Source organism: Streptomyces sp. NRRL S-646, assembly GCF_000720765.1.
Classification (GTDB): Bacteria; Actinomycetota; Actinomycetes; order Streptomycetales; family Streptomycetaceae; genus Streptomyces.
This window is the reverse complement of sequence record NZ_JODC01000008.1, coordinates 397,949-414,830: the sequence shown is the minus strand read 5'-3', so window position 1 is coordinate 414,830 and position 16,882 is coordinate 397,949. Positions and strand designations below refer to the sequence as shown.

15 protein-coding genes are annotated in these 16,882 nt (G+C 69.7%); 4 read left to right on the top strand and 11 right to left on the bottom strand.

Going from position 1 to position 16,882, the window contains the following annotated elements; genetic code table 11:
• Positions 1–54: 54 nt before the first annotated feature.
• The 9 genes from hypA to IH68_RS0121895 form a co-directional block, all read right to left on the bottom strand.
• A complete protein-coding gene (gene hypA / locus IH68_RS0121935) occupies positions 55–393 on the bottom strand; it encodes a hydrogenase maturation nickel metallochaperone HypA (RefSeq protein WP_030937806.1) in 339 nt (112 codons plus the stop codon).
• Between the two features lie 7 nt (positions 394–400).
• The gene (locus tag IH68_RS0121930; protein WP_030937805.1) at positions 401–586 is read right to left on the bottom strand and encodes a hypothetical protein; all 186 of its coding nucleotides are present in this window, start codon (positions 584–586) and stop codon (positions 401–403) included.
• Positions 587–605: 19 nt separating this feature from the next.
• Positions 606–812, bottom strand: coding sequence for a hypothetical protein (locus tag IH68_RS0121925; protein WP_030937802.1), 207 nt, complete (start codon positions 810–812; stop codon positions 606–608).
• 41 nt (positions 813–853) lie between these two features.
• Positions 854–1,450, bottom strand: coding sequence for a DUF5947 family protein (locus tag IH68_RS0121920; RefSeq protein WP_030937800.1), 597 nt, complete (start codon positions 1,448–1,450; stop codon positions 854–856).
• On the bottom strand, positions 1,447–1,989 hold the full coding sequence (locus IH68_RS0121915) for a NifU family protein (RefSeq protein ID WP_030937799.1): 543 nt from the start codon (positions 1,987–1,989) through the stop codon (positions 1,447–1,449). Before IH68_RS0121915 ends, IH68_RS0121920 begins: the two co-directional genes overlap by 4 nt.
• Positions 1,982–3,775, bottom strand: coding sequence for a nickel-dependent hydrogenase large subunit (locus IH68_RS0121910; protein ID WP_030937798.1), 1,794 nt, complete (start codon positions 3,773–3,775; stop codon positions 1,982–1,984). The genes IH68_RS0121915 and IH68_RS0121910 overlap by 8 nt, the downstream gene beginning before the upstream one ends.
• Before the next feature lie 67 nt (positions 3,776–3,842).
• Positions 3,843–4,931 (bottom strand): hydrogenase expression protein HypE, encoded by a 1,089-nt coding sequence (locus IH68_RS0121905; RefSeq protein ID WP_030937797.1) that lies wholly within the window; start codon positions 4,929–4,931, stop codon positions 3,843–3,845.
• Between the two features lies 1 nt (position 4,932).
• A complete protein-coding gene (locus tag IH68_RS0121900; RefSeq protein ID WP_030937796.1) occupies positions 4,933–6,420 on the bottom strand; it encodes a hypothetical protein in 1,488 nt (495 codons plus the stop codon).
• A gap of 206 nt (positions 6,421–6,626) precedes the next feature.
• A complete protein-coding gene (locus IH68_RS0121895; RefSeq protein ID WP_030937795.1) occupies positions 6,627–7,289 on the bottom strand; it encodes a TetR/AcrR family transcriptional regulator in 663 nt (220 codons plus the stop codon).
• Between the two features lie 214 nt (positions 7,290–7,503).
• Between IH68_RS0121895 and IH68_RS0121890 the strand changes: the two genes are divergently transcribed.
• A complete protein-coding gene (locus IH68_RS0121890) occupies positions 7,504–8,763 on the top strand; it encodes a YncE family protein (RefSeq protein ID WP_030937794.1) in 1,260 nt (419 codons plus the stop codon).
• A 209-nt stretch (positions 8,764–8,972) separates the two neighbouring features.
• Here the strand turns inward: IH68_RS0121890 and IH68_RS0121885 are convergent, their stop codons facing one another.
• Together IH68_RS0121885 and IH68_RS0121880 are read right to left on the bottom strand one after the other, a co-directional pair.
• Complete coding sequence (locus IH68_RS0121885) at positions 8,973–10,829, bottom strand: cellulase family glycosylhydrolase (protein ID WP_030937793.1); 1,857 nt, start codon at positions 10,827–10,829, stop codon at positions 8,973–8,975.
• A 93-nt stretch (positions 10,830–10,922) separates the two neighbouring features.
• Positions 10,923–12,968 carry an elongation factor G gene (locus IH68_RS0121880; RefSeq protein WP_030937792.1) on the bottom strand — a complete coding sequence of 682 codons (2,046 nt, stop codon included), beginning with the start codon at positions 12,966–12,968 and terminating at the stop codon, positions 10,923–10,925.
• A 227-nt stretch (positions 12,969–13,195) separates the two neighbouring features.
• Between IH68_RS0121880 and IH68_RS0121875 the strand changes: the two genes are divergently transcribed.
• From IH68_RS0121875 to IH68_RS0121865, 3 genes are read left to right on the top strand one after another with little or no spacing between them, the layout of a single operon-like run.
• Positions 13,196–13,666 (top strand): (2Fe-2S)-binding protein, encoded by a 471-nt coding sequence (locus IH68_RS0121875; protein ID WP_030937791.1) that lies wholly within the window; start codon positions 13,196–13,198, stop codon positions 13,664–13,666.
• The gene (locus tag IH68_RS0121870) at positions 13,663–16,026 is read left to right on the top strand and encodes a xanthine dehydrogenase family protein molybdopterin-binding subunit (RefSeq protein WP_030937789.1); all 2,364 of its coding nucleotides are present in this window, start codon (positions 13,663–13,665) and stop codon (positions 16,024–16,026) included. The genes IH68_RS0121875 and IH68_RS0121870 overlap by 4 nt, the downstream gene beginning before the upstream one ends.
• Positions 16,023–16,877 (top strand): FAD binding domain-containing protein, encoded by an 855-nt coding sequence (locus tag IH68_RS0121865; RefSeq protein ID WP_030937787.1) that lies wholly within the window; start codon positions 16,023–16,025, stop codon positions 16,875–16,877. Before IH68_RS0121870 ends, IH68_RS0121865 begins: the two co-directional genes overlap by 4 nt.
• The last annotated feature ends 5 nt before the right edge of the window (positions 16,878–16,882 follow it).

Sequence of the window (16,882 nt, the reverse complement as noted above, 5' to 3'; positions counted from 1 at the left end):
CCGGACGTACGAGGCCCCGCCGGACCATCGAGCTCCGGCGGGGCCTCGTGCATGTCACTCGATCCCGGTGATCTCCAGTTCCCGGCCGCTGCGCAGGTCGGTGGAGGGCTGGTCGCAGTCCGGGCACCAGAAGAACGGGGGCATGCCCACCGGGAACTCCTCCGCGCAGGCGCCGCAGTAGGCCTGCGCGGGGACCGGCTCCACCACGAGCCGGGCCGTGGCGAGGGCGGTGCCGTCGCGGGCCACCTCGAACGCGAAACTCAGGGCGTCGGGTACGACCCCGGCCAGCTCGCCGACCCGGACGGTCACCGCCGAGACGGCGTCCGTGCCGTCCGCCCGGGCGAGCTCGTCGGCCCGCTCGATGATCGCGGTCGCGATCGACAACTCGTGCACGGTCGTCTCACGGGTAGCGGTGGCCTGCGCGCCAGCCGCCGGCCATCCGGTAGATCCGAAACTCGCGCCTCAGGCTCGGCCACTCCCGGACGAGCAGCGCCAGGGCCACGGCACCGGCCAGGGCGGCCTCCGCCATCAGCAGCTGCCGTCCCGTCGTGCCGCCCTGCGCGCCGTCTGCTCGTTGGACCTTCATTCCGGCTCCCTTTTGTTCCTCATCCCGGCGGGATGTTCGGCATGACGTCGAGGAGGGCGTCGTGCCGCTTCCAATGGATCCCGGTGGAGCGGCGCGCGTCGGCGGTGCCGTCCTCGTGGTGTCCGGTCTGGTGGCCGTAGGGCCCGGTGTTGCCCTGATGCATGCCGGACACGTGCCCGGTGGAGTCGGGCTTGGCCTGGGGTCGGCCGACTCTGATGTTGCCCATGGGGTGTTCTCCTTCCTCGTCTCCGCGCCGCGGAGTCGTGGTCATGGCCGCTCTGTGAGGTCGTCGAAGAACCGCTCGACGGCGGGCCAGATCCGGCCGCCGCCGGACAGGCCGCGCCATTCCCGGCGTACGAGGGCGATCATGCGGTAGCAGTCGTCGACCGGCACGATCCAGTGGTGGTCGAGGCCGTGGACGGTGTTCACGAGCAGTGCCTCCACGTCGGGTTCCACGGACGCGAGCTGCGGACAGGTCTCGGTCAGCCGCTGCCAGGCCGTCGCGTCGATCTCCCACCGCATGGCCCCGGCCGGGCTCGGGCCCTCGGCGGTGACCGTGCCGTCGGCCCGGGGCACGAAGAAGACCAGACCGACGGGCACTCCCAGAACCTCAGTGTCCACCCGGGAAAGCCGGATCCGCCTGCGGGGAACGAGCCGGTAGTGCCCGTCGCCCGCGCCGCCCTCGGCGAACAGCACCGAACAGGGGCCGCAGGCGCAGCGCACCTCCTCGGCCGCGGTGTCGTACAGGTGGCGGTGGTCGTCGGGCACCGGCGCTGCGCACAGGTCGCACCGCTCCGTCTCGGTCGGTGGCGTGGGCTCGGCGGAGGAGCGGATGAGGCGGGCGAGCGCTCCGTCCGTGGTCACGGTGTGCCTCGGTGCGTGAGGGTGGTCAGCGGTACGAAGGCCGGAGCCGTCGTCTGTACCGGCTCCACCTTGGTCAGCTCCGGGGCTACGGCGAGCACCGCCTCCCGGACCGCGGCGGTGACGTCGTCCGTCGCCCCGCCGCATCCGGAGCCGCAACCGCCGCCCGCCGTCAGTCGCACGCGTCCCACCTCGCCGTCCGCGCCGGCCCACTCCACGTCGCCGCCGCGCTCCTGCACGGCGGGCCGCAGCCGCTCGACGGCGCGGGCCGCCCGGCGCTCGACGGGTTCCGGGTGGATCTCGTGCAGCACCAGCAGGTGCGCCAACAGCTCGTCGTCGGCGAGGCGTTCGGCCAGCTGCACGTCCGCGTGGTCCATGACCCGGGCGAGCGCCTCGCCGTAGACCTCGGTCAGCAGCCGTACGGTCTCGACCGCGGAGCGGGTGGCGGGGCCGGGTGCGGACTCGAGCTCTTCCAGCAGCTGGTCGAGGCGGGCCAGCCGGGCCTCGACGGCGGGGTCGGGGAGCCGCTCGGCCTCAGGCATGGTTCGCGCCGTACGTCGGCGAGTGCAGGGTGGTCAGCGTCTTGCCCTTGCCGACGTACATGTGCACACCGCACGGCAGACAGGGGTCGAAGCTGCGGACCGTGCGCATGATGTCGACGCCCTTGAAGTCGTCCGGACCGTTCTCCTCGAAGATCGGCTGTCCCTGGACCGCGTCCTCGTAGGGGCCGGGGGTGCCGAACTTGTCGCGGGGGCTGGCGTTCCACGGAGTGGGCGGGTAGGGGTGGTAGTTGGCGATCTTCTTGTCCTTGATCACCAGGTGGTGGGAGAGGACCCCGCGCACCGCCTCGTGGAAGCCGCAGCCGATGGCCTCGTCGGGCACCTCGAAGTTCTCGAACACCTTGGTGTCGCCGTCGCGGACCAGTCCCATCGCCTCTTCCAGGAACTGCAGGGCCATGGCGGCCGCGTAGGCGACGAAGTAGGGCCGGGCGCGGTCCCGTTCGATGGTGTTGCTCCACTTCGGGATGCGCCACTCCAGGGTCGTCTCCGGCAGCGACTCGCCCTTGGGCAGCGAGATGCGCACGCTGTGGCCGGTCGACTTGATGTACGGGGTGTCGACCAGTCCGCTCAGCGCGGTCGACCAGAGGCGGGCGAGCGGGCCGCCGCCGGTGTCCAGGGCGAGGTGGTCGCCGCTGCGCGCGTCGTACCAGCGCGGGCTCATCACCCAGCTGTACTTGGCGTCGAAGTCGCGCTTCTGCGGCACCGGCACGGTGGTCTGGTTCCACGGGTGGCGCATGTCGACCGGGTTGCCGAGCGGGTCGTGGGTGACGAAGGGCTGCTCGCCCACCCAGTCCTCGTAGTAGGAGCTGCCGAGCATGATCCGCAGGCCGAGGTTGATGTCGACGAGGTTGTTGGTGACCAGTTCGCCGTCGACGATGATGCCCGGGGTGACGTACATCGCCCTGCCCCAGGTGTTCATGTTCTCGTAGCGGTAGTCGACGACGTCGGGGTCCTGGAAGGCGCCCCAGCAGCCCAGCAGGATGCGGCGCCGGCCGACCTCCTCGTAGCCGGGCAGCGCCTCGTAGAAGAAGTCGAAGACGTCGTCGTTCATGGCGACGGCCTTCTTGACGAAGTCGATCACCCGCATGAGCCGGCTGAGGTAGTCGGTGAAGACCGTCGGCTGCGGCAGCGTGCCCACGCCGCCGGGGTAGAGCGTGGACGGGTGGACGTGCCGTCCCTCCATCAGGCAGAACATCTCGCGGGTGACCCGGCTGACCTTCAGGGCCTCCTTGTAGACCTCGCCCTCGAAGGGGTTGAAGGCCTTCATGATGTCGGCGATCGTCCGGTAGCCGTGGATGTCCCCGCGAGGGGCGTCGGTGCGCTCGGCGCGGGCCAGCACACCGGGGTTGGTGGCCTTGACCATGGCTTCGCAGAAGTCCACGAACACCAGGTTGTCCTGGAAGATCGTGTGGTCGAACATGTACTCGGCCGCTTCGCCGAGGTTGACGATGTGCTCGGCGAGCCGCGGCGGCTTGACCCCGTAGGCCATCTGCTGGGCGTAGTCGGAGCAGGTGGTGTGGTTGTCCCCGCAGATGCCGCAGATGCGGGAGGTGATGAAGCCGGCGTCGCGCGGGTCCTTGCCCTTCATGAAGACCGAGTAGCCACGGAACAGCGACGACGTGCTGTGGCACTCCACGACCTCCCGGTTGGCGAAGTCGATCTTCGTGTAGATCCCCAGGTTTCCGATGATCCGGGTGATCGGGTCCCAGGACATGTCCACGAGCTGCGGCGGCTTGCGTCCCGTGGGCCGGGCCTCGGTTGTGGTCATTGCTGTTACTGCCCCTTGCTGTCGCTGTTCCGTGGGTCGGTCCGTGGTGGGGGTGTGTCAGGCGGTGTCAGGGACGCCAGTGCGGGTCGTAACCGCTGGTCAGCTTCCGTTTGTTGTGGCGCCACCTGGGTTCGTGGTTGACCAGCTCGTTCGTGAAGCCGCGCAGACGGCGGATGACGGCCCCGTACGGCTTGACGATCATCGAGGACAGCGTTCCGCCGGGCGGCTCGTCCATGAACGGCATGAACGCGTCGGGGAAGCCGGGCATCGTGCAGCCGATGCAGATGCCACCGACGTTCGGGCAGCCGCCGATGCCCGCCATCCAACCGCGCTTGGGGACGTTGCAGTTGACGACCGGGCCCCAACAGCCCGTCTTCACCAGGCACTTGGGCGAGTTGTAGTCCTTGCCGAAGTTGCCCTGCTCGTAGTACGACCCGCGGTCGCAGCCCTCGTGGACCGTCTTGCCGAACAGCCACTGCGGGCGCAGCATGTGGTCCAGCGGGGGCGGCGGAGCGGATCCGGCCGCGTGGTAGAGGACCCAGATCAGGGTCTCCATGAAGTTCTCGGGCTGGATCGGGCAGCCGGGGACGTTCACCACGGGCAGGCCGCCCTGGGTCCTGAAGTCCCAGCCCAGGTAGTCCGCGAGGCCCATGCAGCCGGTCGGGTTGCCGGCCATGGCGTGAATGCCGCCGAAGGTGGCGCAGGTGCCTGCGGCCACCACCGCCCAGGCCTTGGGGGCCAGTTGGTCGATCCACCAGTTGAGGGTCTGAGGTTCGCCGGTCTCCGGGTCGTTGCCGAAGGACGTCCAGTAGCCCTCGCCCTCGATGATGTTCTGGTTGGGGATCGAGCCCTCGATGACGAGGATGAACGGGGCCAGCTCGCCACGTACGGCCGCCCGGTAGGGAGCGAGGAAGTCCTCGCCACCCAGGCTCGGGGAGAGCACCTTGTTGACCAGGTTCACCTTCGGCAGGCCCGGGATCAGGCCGAGGACCAGGTCCTCGATGGAGGGCTGGTCGGCGGCCGTCAGGGAGACGGTGTCGCCGTCGCAGCTCATGCCCTCGGAGATCCAGAGGATGTGGATCTCGTCGAAGCCCTGCCGTTCCTCGCCGCGGCCGGGTTCGGCGCTGACCTCGGTGGTGCTGCTGTGCGTTGTCATGTCAACGGCCTCCGCTGGCGGGGGTGTCGGAGTCGGTGGGCTGGAGTGGTTCGAGTTCGTCGGGCCGGAAGTAGTGGAAACGGCCGTACCAGCTGTGCAGTTCGGCCGCGGGGTCGTCGTCGAGCGTGACGGCGAGGTGCACGCTGCCGTCCACGTCGTGGAAGACGGCGGCCACCTCGGCGGTCCGTCCGGCCAGGAACATGTCCTGGGCGTCGGCGCCCCGGCCCCGCGGCCGAAGCCGTACGCGGCTGCCGCCGCCGAGGGGCGCTCCGTCGACGAGCACCGTGTCGGTGGAGGGGGAGAGTCCGTCGTCGGCGCCCTCCTGCCACCAGGCGGGGCGTTCGGTGGGCGGGGGTGACGGGTTGGCCGGGGCGAGGGAGCGGACTGCGCCGTGCAGCCGTGCGAAGACCTCGGGTGGCATGGTGTCGACCCGGTCGAGGATCGCGGCGGCCCGTGGGTCGGTGGCGCGCGCCTCGCGCTTCTCCTCGTCCGTCAGCAGCATCGTGCGCAGCGTGAGGATCTCGTCGATCTCCGCGGCGTCGTGGAGATCCCCCGGGCTTTCCGGGGCCACCTGCGGATGGTCGGGAAGGATGATCGGCGAGGAGAGCAGGACGTGTCCCGTGGCGCCGGCGCGGGAAGTGGAGGGTTCGCCACCGAGGACGGGGAAGGTGAATTCGTTCCGGCACGCACCTGCATGCGCACGCAGGTCCTCGGGCGGATCGATCAGCGAGACGAACTCGACGCCGTCACCGCCGATGAGGGTGTGGGCGGCGATGAGCGCGCCACCCAGCGCTTTTTCGCGCGTGGCCCGCGGATCCGGCCCAGGTCCCGTGTGGGTGGTGCGTACCCGTAGACGGCAGAGGTTCTGCCCCAACCGCTCGGCGCCGACGGTGAGGTCGGCCCGTACCTCCTCGCGGCGACGCACCACCCGCCCGGCGCCCGAGGGCAGTGCTTCGATGCCCGTGCCGGCCGCCGCCCCCGCGGCAACAGTGCGTTCCCCCTGGAAGAGGTCGTCCAGCGGGATCGCCATGTCCACTTCGCACGGCACGGCCTCGTCGAAGGTCAGATGCACCGTGCCGTCGTCGGTGCGCAGCGACTCGACCTCTCGGAGGCGGCCATGGCCGGTCTCCTCCACCTGCTTGCGCTGCAGCTGGAGGTATCGAAGCCGCACCCGCAAGGTCGCGCCGGGCTGTCGGATCAACAGGCACTCGGTCTGCTGGTACCAGGAGTCGGCGGAACCGGACACACCGGGGACGACCGGGCCGTCCCGCTCCACCCAGGCCCGCGGGAAGAGCACTCCGAACTGCCAGCGGACGCGGTTCTTGGCGGACGAGCGACGGTAGGGATACAGGAGGTAGCCCTCGTACAGGACGGCATCGGCGACGGCGCTCAACTGCTCGAAGCCGTTCCGGGACCGTTCGGGGGGCAGGTCCGGGGTGTCCCTCGTGGCGGCGGGCGCCATGCCGCCCTCGACCGAACCTTCCGACATCGCGCCTCCTCGTCACCGTGTGCACGCCCATGCCTTCCACCACGGTCACATCGCCCACGCACCCTCGCCTCCTCCGGCGCAGCATCACTGAGCCGTTCGAGGGGTCACTCGGGGTGGTCAGGCGGTCCGCGGCGCAGGACATGGGAGTGTCGTCGGCCGATCAGCGGCAGAGGTCGTCGCAGGCCTGGCCCGGCCGGGGGCGTCCGTCAATCGGTCGGCGTCGTCCAGCCCTGCGGACGCAGGATCGCCAGCAGTTGCTGGACCAGTTCGTCGACCACTTCGTCGAGCGTGGCGTTCACCCAGCCGGCGCTCCAGTCGTGCAGCAGCCCGTTGACGCTGCCGATGAAGGCCGTCGCGGCGATGCGGTAGTCGCGGGGGGCGGCCTCTCCTTGGGCGGCGGCCGTGTCCGCCTCGGCGCAGATGAGGTCAACCCAGCGGGAGCGGCGGGCCAGGCGCTGTTCCTCCAGGCGTGCGCTGACGCCGATGATCTCGACGAAGGTGATTCTGATCCGGCGTGGATCGCCGGTGACGTTCCCGGCGTAGGCCCGGAAGATCGCGGTGACGCGCTCGGCGAGCGGGAGACCCTGGGCCTCGGCGAACGCGGTCAGGACGGCCTCCTCGGCCCAGTCGTTGACCTGGAGGTGCAGGGCGGCCAGCACGTCCTCGAGGGTGCAGAACTCCTCGTAGAACTGGCGGGTGGACAGGCCCGCGGCCTCGCTGAGGGCCGCGACCGTGGTGGCGCGGTAGCCGGGGTCGCCGCCGAAGAGTTCGAGCGCGGCGTCGAGGAATCTCCTGCGCCGCTCGGCCTGCCGTTCCGCGGCGGTCTTGCCGCCGTACCGTCCGGTCGGCGCCTTGAGCCTTCCCGCCACTGAACCTCCCTGGTCGCCCGCTCCGCCAATTTTGTCGTGTACGCAGTCTTGTGGAGAAGGGCACCTCTTCCTTACTTTCCAGTAAGTAAGAATCTGAACGAGCTTGTTTTCAGATTCGACCGAGACATTCCGCTTGGCATGCCCCCGTCACACCCTGCCCTTCACGCCCCAGCTTCCGGCACCGGATGCCCCGCACCCAGAGGAGAGAGCACTCATGCCTGCCTTCAGAACCAGGCACCTTTGCTCCGTAGCCGCCGCCCTCGTCCTGACCGTCAGCGCTCCCGCGACCGCCGTTTCCGCCGCCACGGACTCCTCCACCGCAGCCGCCCTGCGCGAGGTGATGTTCGTCGGCAACAACTGGGACGGCACGGCCGACGTCATCAAGTCCACGGGAGACTTCGCAAAGGTCGGCCGTATCAATGTCATCCCGGACAAGGACCAGCGGATGGCGGAGATCAACGCCAACCCGATCAAGTGGGCCTACTTCATGGCGATCCGCAACAGCGTCGGCGAGGGCCACGACCAGTTCGCCGACGACATGTACTCCACACCGGACGGCAGATCGGTGGTGGTCTCCCGCCCGAGCTTCGCCGACGTGGTCTCCATCGACCTGGCCACCGGAGCCGTCAACTGGCGTTTCCCCGTGGCGGGTTACCGCGCCGACCACATGGCCGTCTCCCCCGACGGCACCCGGGTGGCCGTCTCCGCCTCCACCGCGAACACGGTGCACGTGCTGGACATCAACACGGGCAAACAGCTCGGCTCGTTCGCCACGGGCGACAAGCCGCACGAGAACATCTTCACCAAGGACGGCAAGTACATCTGGAACATGGCCATCGGGGACGTCAACACCTCCCTCGACGACCCGGCCTGGGACTGGACGAAGGGCGACCGGCACATCACGGTCGTGGACGCGACGACGTACAAGCAGGTCAAGATAATCGACATGCGGGACCGGCTGGACGCCATCGGGCTGAAGGACTTCTCGGACGCGGTGCGCCCGGCCGTCTTCTCGCCCGACGAGTCCAAGCTCTACTTCCAGGTGTCCTTCTTCAACGGCTTCCTCGAGTACGACGTCGCCGCCGACAAGATCACCCGGGTGAAGACCCTCCCGAAGAACCCGGCGACCAGCGAGGACCGCACGACCTGGGTCAACGACTCGCGCCACCACGGCATTTCGATGAACCCGGACGGCACCAAGCTGTGCGTCGCGGGCACGATGGACGACTACGCGACGGTCGTCGACCGTGCCACCCTCCAGGAGGGTCCGCTGGTCACCGCCTCCAAGCCCTACTGGGCCACGGTCAGCGGCGACGGCAAGGACTGCATCATCTCCGAGAGCGGCGCCGACCAGGTCACGGCGATCGACTTCGCGACCGGCCAGAAGGTCACGTCCGTGCCCGTCGGGGACCACCCGCAGCGGGTGCGGCTCGGCCATGTGCAGGCCGGCTGGACGGGTCCGTCCACCGGCTGAGTCGTTCGTCGACGGCGCCGGACGACAAGGTCCGGCGCCGTTGACGTGTGATCCTCGCCGGTGGCCGCCCGAGATGCGGACGCACCTGCGGCGACCGGTCATGACGTCGGCCGGTTGCGTGTACACGTACGGCCGGACGCGGAGGCCGGGCGCAGGGCCTCGGGCGGGCGCGACGGAGAAGATCCCCGCCAGGCCCGCCCGAGCCCCGCTCAGAAGTGCGCCGCCGCCCAGGCCGCCAGCTCGGCCTTCGCCGCGCTGAGCAGGCTCGCCGACGGTGACGTCGCCCCGTTGGTCACCAGCGCGTAGTGCAGGACGCCGGAGTCCGAGTCGGTGAGCAGAAGGCGGCGGCTGCCCGTTCCGCCAGGTTCGGGAGCGGCCGCGACCGGTGTCGAGGTCGCGTACGCAGGCGGGCCGTAGACCGTGCCGAGGTCGGAGACGACCGTGGTCGTCGCGGTCGGGAACGAGGCAGGCAGGTGCAGTTCGGTGGGTGCCGTGCCGCTGCCCGACTTCCACACGAGCAGCCCGTACTGGCCGGAGCCGACCAGCTGGGACACGTTCGGCAGTGAACTCGGCACCGGGTTCCAGGTCAGGGTCGTGGAACCGTCGCGTGAGCGGTCCTCGTAGGTGAAGGCGAGCGCCGTACCGGCCGTCGCACTGGGGTAGACGCGGTCGAGGAGCCGGGCGTCCTGACGAAGTGTCACCGTGCCCGATTCGTCGAGCTTTGCGGAGGAGAGGTCCTCGTCGTTCCAGGCGTCACCCGACGTCCGGACCTTGTCGGGGTTGTCGTTCATCAGCTCGTGGTGACGGCCGTTGTAGATGTCCCACTGCCACTGGTTGCCGGAGAGGACCGGGCCGGAGGAGGCCGGGTTGGACCACCAACTGGAGCCCGGCAGACGGGAGTCGAGGGCCTGGTACATCGCCTTGTCGACGGTGGGAGCCTTGCCCGACACCGATCCGTTCAGCGGATGGCCGAACTCGCTGACCACGGCGGCCGTCCCGGCGGCGGACGCCCGGTCGCGGATGGTCCCGAAGTCCTTCGCGTACTGCCCGTCGGACGCGTTGCCCCACATCAGGACCCCGGAAATGGCCTTCTGGTCGTAGAAGTGGGTGTTGAAGACGTAGCGGGGGCCGAGCGTGCCTGCGTCCAGCAGCCCGCCCTCCTGCTTCTGGGAGTCGATGTTGGCGTTCCAGAAGAGGTTCGGTTCGACGAAGGCGGGTTTGGTCTGCCAGCCGGCCGCGTCCATCCGGGCCCGGAACTTCTGGTAGAAGGGCCACAGCAGGCTCTGCTCCCAGCCGCGGCTGGTCTGGCCCGAGTCGTAGCTGCCCGCGTAGGGCTCGTTGTAGGGGTCGAAGCCGACGACGCCCGCGAACTCGGCATCGCTCAGGTGCTGTTCGACGTAGGCCATGGTCTTCTGGGCGGTGTCCAGGAAGGAGTCCTGGAGGCCGTAGGTGTTGTGCCAGAAGTCGTTCTGCGCCTTGGTCACGGCCTGGTTCTGGGTGATGTTCTGGCCCCAGAAGAGGCAGATCCCGCACGACTCCTGCGGGTAACCGCCCAGCGCCACCGCCCACTTGGGCGCGCCGTCGCCCGTGTACCAGCTGCCCGAGTTGAAGAGGTAGCGGGAGTAGAGGTCCTGGTGGAAGTCCGGGTAGACGCGGATGCCGGCGTCGAGGAAGGCCTGCATCTGCGCGGTGGCGGCGGCCAGGTAGGCGGTGTCGACCGTGCCGCGGGTGGGTTCGGCGTGCGCCCAGGACAGCAGGAAGCGGACCGAGTTGCCGCCGCCGAGGGCGCGCAGCGCGGTCGCCGACTTCCTGGCGTCGGCGACCGAGGCGAAGGGCAGGCCGCTGTTCTCCTCCAGCTTGGTCTCGCCGGAGACGTTGTAGCCGCGCAGCACGACCTCGCGGCCGTTGCCGTCGACGAATCTGCCGTTCTGCACGGTCAGCGGCGATGCGTCGAACCAGAGGGAGTCGGGAGGGGGCGCGGCGGTGGCGGACGGCGCGCCCGCCACCGTCAGAGATCCGAAGAGGACAACCAGCACAGGGAGCAGACGTGTCCGGATATTCGGCATGTCCACTACAGTCCGGTGATTTCCGGACACCGTCAATACTTCTGACTCTTGAGTAAGTTTCAGGATTTTGAGGAGCGTTCCTTCTCAGCCACCTCAACTCCCCACTCGACGCGTCACGTTCAACAGGTACTCCTTGCGGTTGAGGGGGTTGTGGTCGGTCCGCGGACGTTCGGGAACCGTTCCGTAAGTGATCGGTGCGTAGTGGTCGAAGGCGCTCTCCCACTCGCCCTCGCCCCGCGTGAGTCCGGGCAGCCGCTGCTCGAGTTCGTGCACCCGGCCGGCCGGGATCGCCCCCTCCAGGACGCAGGCGGCACCCTGCGTCTCCGTCGTCTGCGGCACGGCACGCAGGGCGGCCAGCACCGGCAGCAGGGCGCCGAGGGTGTCGGCCGGGGCTTCGAGGCGGAAGCGGTGCATCGGCTCGTACACCCGGGTGCCCGCCCGGCGCAGCGCCTCGATCAGGACCAGCGGGGTCACGCCGCGGAAGTCGTAGCCGGTGCTGGACATGCTCTTGTCGAAGCCCTGGTGGGCATGACTCTGCCGGGGCGAGTAGCCGGAGTGGGTCATGGTGACCGTGCAGTCGGTGACCTGCCAGCCGTGCAGGCCCTGCCCGAGGGTCTCGCGGACGGTGTCCTCGACGGCCTTGAAGAAGGCGTACGGCATGGCGCCGAGCTCCACCTCCAGCCGGAACCGCACGCCCGAGCCGGCCGGTGCGGGATCGACGCGCAGACCGACGGTGGCCAGAAACGGGTTGGCGCCCTTCTTGTTGAACTCGACCGCCGCTCCCGGGCCGGACGGCCGCTCGATGCAGATGACCGTGGTCTCCCGGAAGGTGACGTCCAGCCCGAACTCCTCGGCGAGCGTGGCCTGAACGACCTCCTTCTGCACCTCGCCGTAGAGGGACACGGAGGTCTCCTGGCGCACCTCGTCGTGGCGCAGGTCGATCAGCGGGTCCTGTTCGGCGAGCTGGGTGAGCGCGAGATGGAGCTTCCGGGTGTCCACGCCCGGGCCGGGGACGACCACCGTCTCCAGCGTGGGCGCGGCGAAGAAGTGCTCGTGGGCCGTGCGCGGCTCACCGAGGGCGTCACCGATCCTGATGTCGGTCAGACCCCACAGCCTGGCGATCCGTCCGGCGGGGACGGCGTCCGCCCGGACGTCGGTGCCGTGGTCGAAGACGCTGATCGCCGTGACCCTTCCCTCCGCGCCGGCCTCACCGAAGGGGATCCGGTCGCGGGTACGCAGGGTGCCGGAGAACATGCGCGCGTACGCCACCTTCTCCCCCGCCGGGCCGCGCTCGACCTTGAAGACGGTGCCCGAGACCGGTCCGTCGGGGTCGCCGTCGGCCGGAGGCAGCAGCTCTTTGATGCCGGTGACCAGGGCGTTCACGCCTGCGCCGGTGATGGCTGAGCCGAAGTGGACGGGGTGGACGAGAGCCTGGCGGGTCTGGGTGGTGAGGGCTGCATGGAGGGTGTCATGTGACATACCACCGCGAGCCGTATGTGACGCAGCACCGCGGGTCGTATGTGACATAGCACTGCCGACGCCAAGCGACGCGTCACTGCCCTCCACATAGGCGGCGAGCAGCTCGTCGTCATGGTCCGCGAGAACGTCGAGTGCCGTCGCGGCGAGCCCCGGCACGAAGTGGGCATCGGGTGTGCCGAGCCCGCCGACCGTCCCCATCGGCACGACCTCCGGCGTGAGCCGCTGGCAGATCTCCCGCAGTACGCCGTCGTATCGGGCCCCGCGCCGGTCGATCTTGTTGACGAACAGGAGGGTCGGGATGCGCAGCCGCTGCAGCGTCCGCATCAGGACGCGGGTCTGCGCCTGGACGCCCTCGACGGCCGAGACGACGAGGACGGCGCCGTCGAGCACTCCGAGCACCCGCTCCACCTCGGCGATGAAGTCCGGGTGACCGGGGGTGTCGATGAGGTTGACCGTCACGTCGTCGATCGCGAACGAGACGACGGCGGACTTGATGGTGATGCCGCGCTGCCGCTCCAGCGCGAGGGTGTCGGTGCGGGTGTTCCCGGCGTCGACACGGCCGGGCTCGTCGATCACGCCGACCGAGTGCAGCAGCCGCTCGGTCAGGCTGGTCTTACCTGCGTCGACGTGCGCGAGGATGCCAAGGTTGAGCAAGTGCACGAAGCGTCATGTCCTTCGAAGAGTGGGTCATTCCTTCCTGGGCGGACATGAACGGTGCGCGCATTGCTTCTCCTGGGCGGTGCGGTGACACAACACGTGAAGTGCAGCAGTACCGGCGCCACCACGGCAACGGATTAACGCTCAACCAATGACTCCGCCACCCTCGCCCCCTCCGGAAACCAGTCATAGAGTGACGCACATCACGTCCCGTGATCCTGGGAGGGCACATGACCCATATCTCGGTGAAGGTGGACGGCACGACGTACGAGGACGACGTGGAACCCCGTCTCCTCCTGGTCCACTACCTGCGCGACCGCCTCGGTCTGACCGGCACCCCCATCGGCTGCGACACCTCGAATTGCGGGGCCTGCACGGTCGAGCTGGACGGCGTCAGCGTCAAGAGCTGCTCCGTGCTCGCCGTTCAGGCGGACGGAGGTGAGGTGACGACGGTCGAGGGGCTGGCCCAGGACGGTGAGCTGACCGCCCTCCAGCGCGCCTTCCACGAGAAGCACGCCCTGCAGTGCGGCTACTGCACCCCGGGAATGCTGATGGCCGCCCGCGATCTGCTGCGCGAGCATCCCCATCCCACCTCGGACGAGATCCGGCACGCCCTCGAGGGAAACCTCTGCCGCTGCACCGGCTACCAGAACATCGTGCGGGCCGTGCAGGCCGCCTCCGAACAGGAGGTCCCGGCATGACCGACCAGGCCGTGGAAGGCGAGGTCGGGCGCGCCCGGCCCCGCAAGGAGGACGCCCGCCTGATCACCGGGCAGACCAACTGGACCGACAACATCAGCGTCAACGGACTGCTGCACATGGCGATCCTGCGCAGCCCGATGGCGCACGCCCGGATCGACCGGATCGACGTCTCACCGGCGCTGGAGCGCCCCGGTGTCATCGCCGCGTTCAGCGGCAGCGACCTCGCCGACGGACTGGGGTCGATGCCCTGCGCCTGGCCGGTGACCGAGGACATCGTGCTGCCCGACCACCCGGCGGTCGCCGTCGACGAGGTGCGGTACGCGGGCGACCCGGTGGCGGTGGTGGTGGCCCGCGACCGGTACGCGGCCGCCGACGCCCTGGAGGCGATCGAGATCGACTACGAGCCGCTGCCTCCGGTGCTGGACCTGGAAGCGGCGCTCGCCGAGGACTCCCCGCTGGTCCACTCCGACAAGGGCACCAACCGCTGCTACGTGTGGCCGCTGAAGACGGGCGAGGACTTCGACTCCGTACGGCAGCGCGCCGATGTGATCCTCAAGCGCCGCTACCACCAGCAGCGGCTCATCCCCAACGCAATGGAGCCGCGCGCGGTCGTCGTCACCCCGCTCGCCGCATCCGGCGAGTACACCCTCTACTCCTCCACGCAGATCCCGCACATCGTCCGCGTCATGATGGCGCTGGTCACCGGCATCCCCGAGCACAAGCTGCGGGTGGTCGCCCCCGACGTGGGCGGCGGTTTCGGCTCCAAGCTGCAGGTGTACGGCGAGGAGGCCATCGCGCTCGCGGTGGCGCGCAGGACCAGCCGGCCCGTGAAGTGGACCGAGTCCCGCTCCGAGAACTACCTCGCCACCCACCATGGCCGCGGCCAGATCCAGGACGTCGAGATCGCCGCGACCAGGGAGGGCAAGCTGCTCGGCCTGAAGGTCGGCCTGCTGGCGGACATGGGCGCCTACCTCATGATCATCACGCCGGGGACGCCGCTCCTCGGCGCGTTCATGTACCCGGGCATCTACAAGATGGACTCCTACGATTTCACCTGCACCGGCGTGTTCACGACCAGGACGCCGACCGACGCCTACCGCGGCGCCGGACGCCCCGAGGCGACGTTCGTCATCGAGCGGATCATGGACGACCTGGCGGCCGAACTCGGCCTGGATCCCATGGAGTTGCGGCGCCGCAACTGGATCCGGCACGAGGAGTTCCCGTACACGTCCATCGCGGGTCTGACCTACGACAGCGGCAACTACGAGGCCGCGACCGAGAAGGCGCTCGCGCTGTTCGACTACGACAAGCTGCGCGCCGAGCAGGCCGACCGCAACCACCGCGGCGACACCGTCCGGCTCGGCATCGGCGTGTCGACGTACACCGAGATGTGCGGGCTCGCGCCCAGCCGGGTGCTGCGCGACCTGCGGTACGCGGCCGGCGGCTGGGAGGCGGCGAGCATCCGCATGCTGCCCACCGGCAAGGTCGAGGTGGTCACCGGCACCAGCCCGCACGGGCAGGGCCATGTGACCAGCTGGAGCCAGATCGCCGCCGACGTGCTGGGCGTACCGTTCGAGGACGTCGAGGTGGTGTACGGGGACACGAGGCTGGTGCCACAGGGGATGGACACCTACGGCTCCCGCTCGCTCGTCGTGGGCGGGACGGCCGTCCACCAAGCCGCACAAAAGGTGGTCGACAAGGCCCGGAAGGTGGCCGCCCATCTGCTGGAGGCCAGCGAGAACGACCTGGAGTTCGCGGGCGGCGTGTTCTCCGTGAAGGGCTCCCCGGACGCCCGCAAGACGATCCAGGAGGTCGCCTTCGAGACGTTCTCCTCGCACGACCTGCCCGACGGCATGGAGCCCACCATCAACGCCGAGCACCTGGTCGACCCGGACAACTTCTCCTACCCGCACGGTACCCACCTGTGCGCAGTCGAGGTCGACACCGAGACGGGGAAGACGCACATCCGTTCCTACGTCTGCGTCGACGACGTCGGCAGGGTCGTGAACCCGATGATCGTCGAGGGGCAGGTGCACGGCGGTATCGCGCAGGGCATCGCGCAGGCGCTGTACGAGGAGGCCGTGTACGACGACGAGGGCAACCTGGTCTCCGGCACCATGGCCGACTACCTGGTGCCGTCGGCGCCGGACCTGCCCGACTTCGTGACCGAGCGGACGGAGACACCGGCCACCTCGAACCCCCTGGGCGTCAAGGGAGTCGGCGAGGCGGGCACGATCGCATCCACGCCCGCCGTCGTCAACGCGATCGTGGACGCGCTGCGGCCGCTGGGCGTCGAGGACATCCGCATGCCCTGCACACCCGAGCGGGTCTGGCGAGCGGTGAGGGAGGCCCGGTCATGATTCCCCCGGCATTCGACTACACCCGGCCGGCAAGCGTCGACGAGGCGGTACGCGCGCTCGCCGACGCCGGCGAGGAGGCGAAGGTGCTGGCCGGCGGGCAGAGCCTGCTGCCTCTGCTGAGGCTGCGACTGGCCTTTCCCGAGCTGGTCGTGGACGTCGGCCGCATCCCCGAGCTGCGCGGGGTGCGCGAGGACGGCGACACCCTCGTCATCGGCGCGATGACCACGCACCACGACGTCATCCACGATCCGCTGATCCGCCGGCACGCGGGCCTGCTGGCGTCCGCCACGGCGACGGTCGCGGATCCCGCCGTACGGCACCGGGGCACCCTGGGCGGTTCCCTCGCGCACGCCGACCCGGCCGGCGATCTGCCCGCGGTGGTGCTGGCCCTGGACGGCGAACTCGTGGCGCAGGGGCCGCGGGGGCGGCGCACGCTGCCCGCAGGTGACTTCTTCGTCGACTATCTGCAGTCGGCGCTCGAACCCGACGAGCTCCTGGTGGAGGTGCGGGTGCCGAAGGCGGACGGCTGGGGCTTCCAGTACGAGAAGTTCCACCAGGTGGCGCAGTCGTGGGCGACGGTCGGCGTGGCCGCCCTGGTGCGGCGCGACGACGGGCACATCACCGAGGCGCGGATCGGCCTGACCAACATGGGCTCGACGCCGCTGCGCGCCTCGGCGACCGAGGACGCCCTGTCCGGCGCCGGTGACGCGGAGGCCGTGGCGCAGGCCGCCGGGTCCGCAGCCGAGGGGACCCGGCCCTCGCAGGACATCTCGGCCTCGCCCGAGTACCGCGAGCACCTGGCGCGGGTGCTCACCAGGCGGGCGGTGCTGGCCGCAGCCGGAATGGGGTGAGGACC

Excerpts from the sequence above, each read along its gene's own strand:
- IH68_RS0121930 (WP_030937805.1), bottom strand. The coding sequence starts at position 586 with ATGAAGGTCCAACGAGCAGACGGCGCGCAGGGCGGCACGACGGGACGG.
- IH68_RS0121925 (WP_030937802.1), bottom strand. The coding sequence starts at position 812 with ATGGGCAACATCAGAGTCGGCCGACCCCAGGCCAAGCCCGACTCCACC.
- IH68_RS0121915 (WP_030937799.1), bottom strand. The coding sequence starts at position 1,989 with ATGCCTGAGGCCGAGCGGCTCCCCGACCCCGCCGTCGAGGCCCGGCTG.
- IH68_RS0121910 (WP_030937798.1), bottom strand. The coding sequence starts at position 3,775 with ATGACCACAACCGAGGCCCGGCCCACGGGACGCAAGCCGCCGCAGCTC.
- IH68_RS0121905 (WP_030937797.1), bottom strand. The coding sequence starts at position 4,931 with ATGACAACGCACAGCAGCACCACCGAGGTCAGCGCCGAACCCGGCCGC.
- IH68_RS0121900 (WP_030937796.1), bottom strand. The coding sequence starts at position 6,420 with ATGTCGGAAGGTTCGGTCGAGGGCGGCATGGCGCCCGCCGCCACGAGG.
- IH68_RS0121890 (WP_030937794.1), top strand. The coding sequence starts at position 7,504 with ATGCCTGCCTTCAGAACCAGGCACCTTTGCTCCGTAGCCGCCGCCCTC.
- IH68_RS0121885 (WP_030937793.1), bottom strand. The coding sequence starts at position 10,829 with ATGCCGAATATCCGGACACGTCTGCTCCCTGTGCTGGTTGTCCTCTTC.
- IH68_RS0121875 (WP_030937791.1), top strand. The coding sequence starts at position 13,196 with ATGACCCATATCTCGGTGAAGGTGGACGGCACGACGTACGAGGACGAC.
- IH68_RS0121870 (WP_030937789.1), top strand. The coding sequence starts at position 13,663 with ATGACCGACCAGGCCGTGGAAGGCGAGGTCGGGCGCGCCCGGCCCCGC.
- IH68_RS0121865 (WP_030937787.1), top strand. The coding sequence starts at position 16,023 with ATGATTCCCCCGGCATTCGACTACACCCGGCCGGCAAGCGTCGACGAG.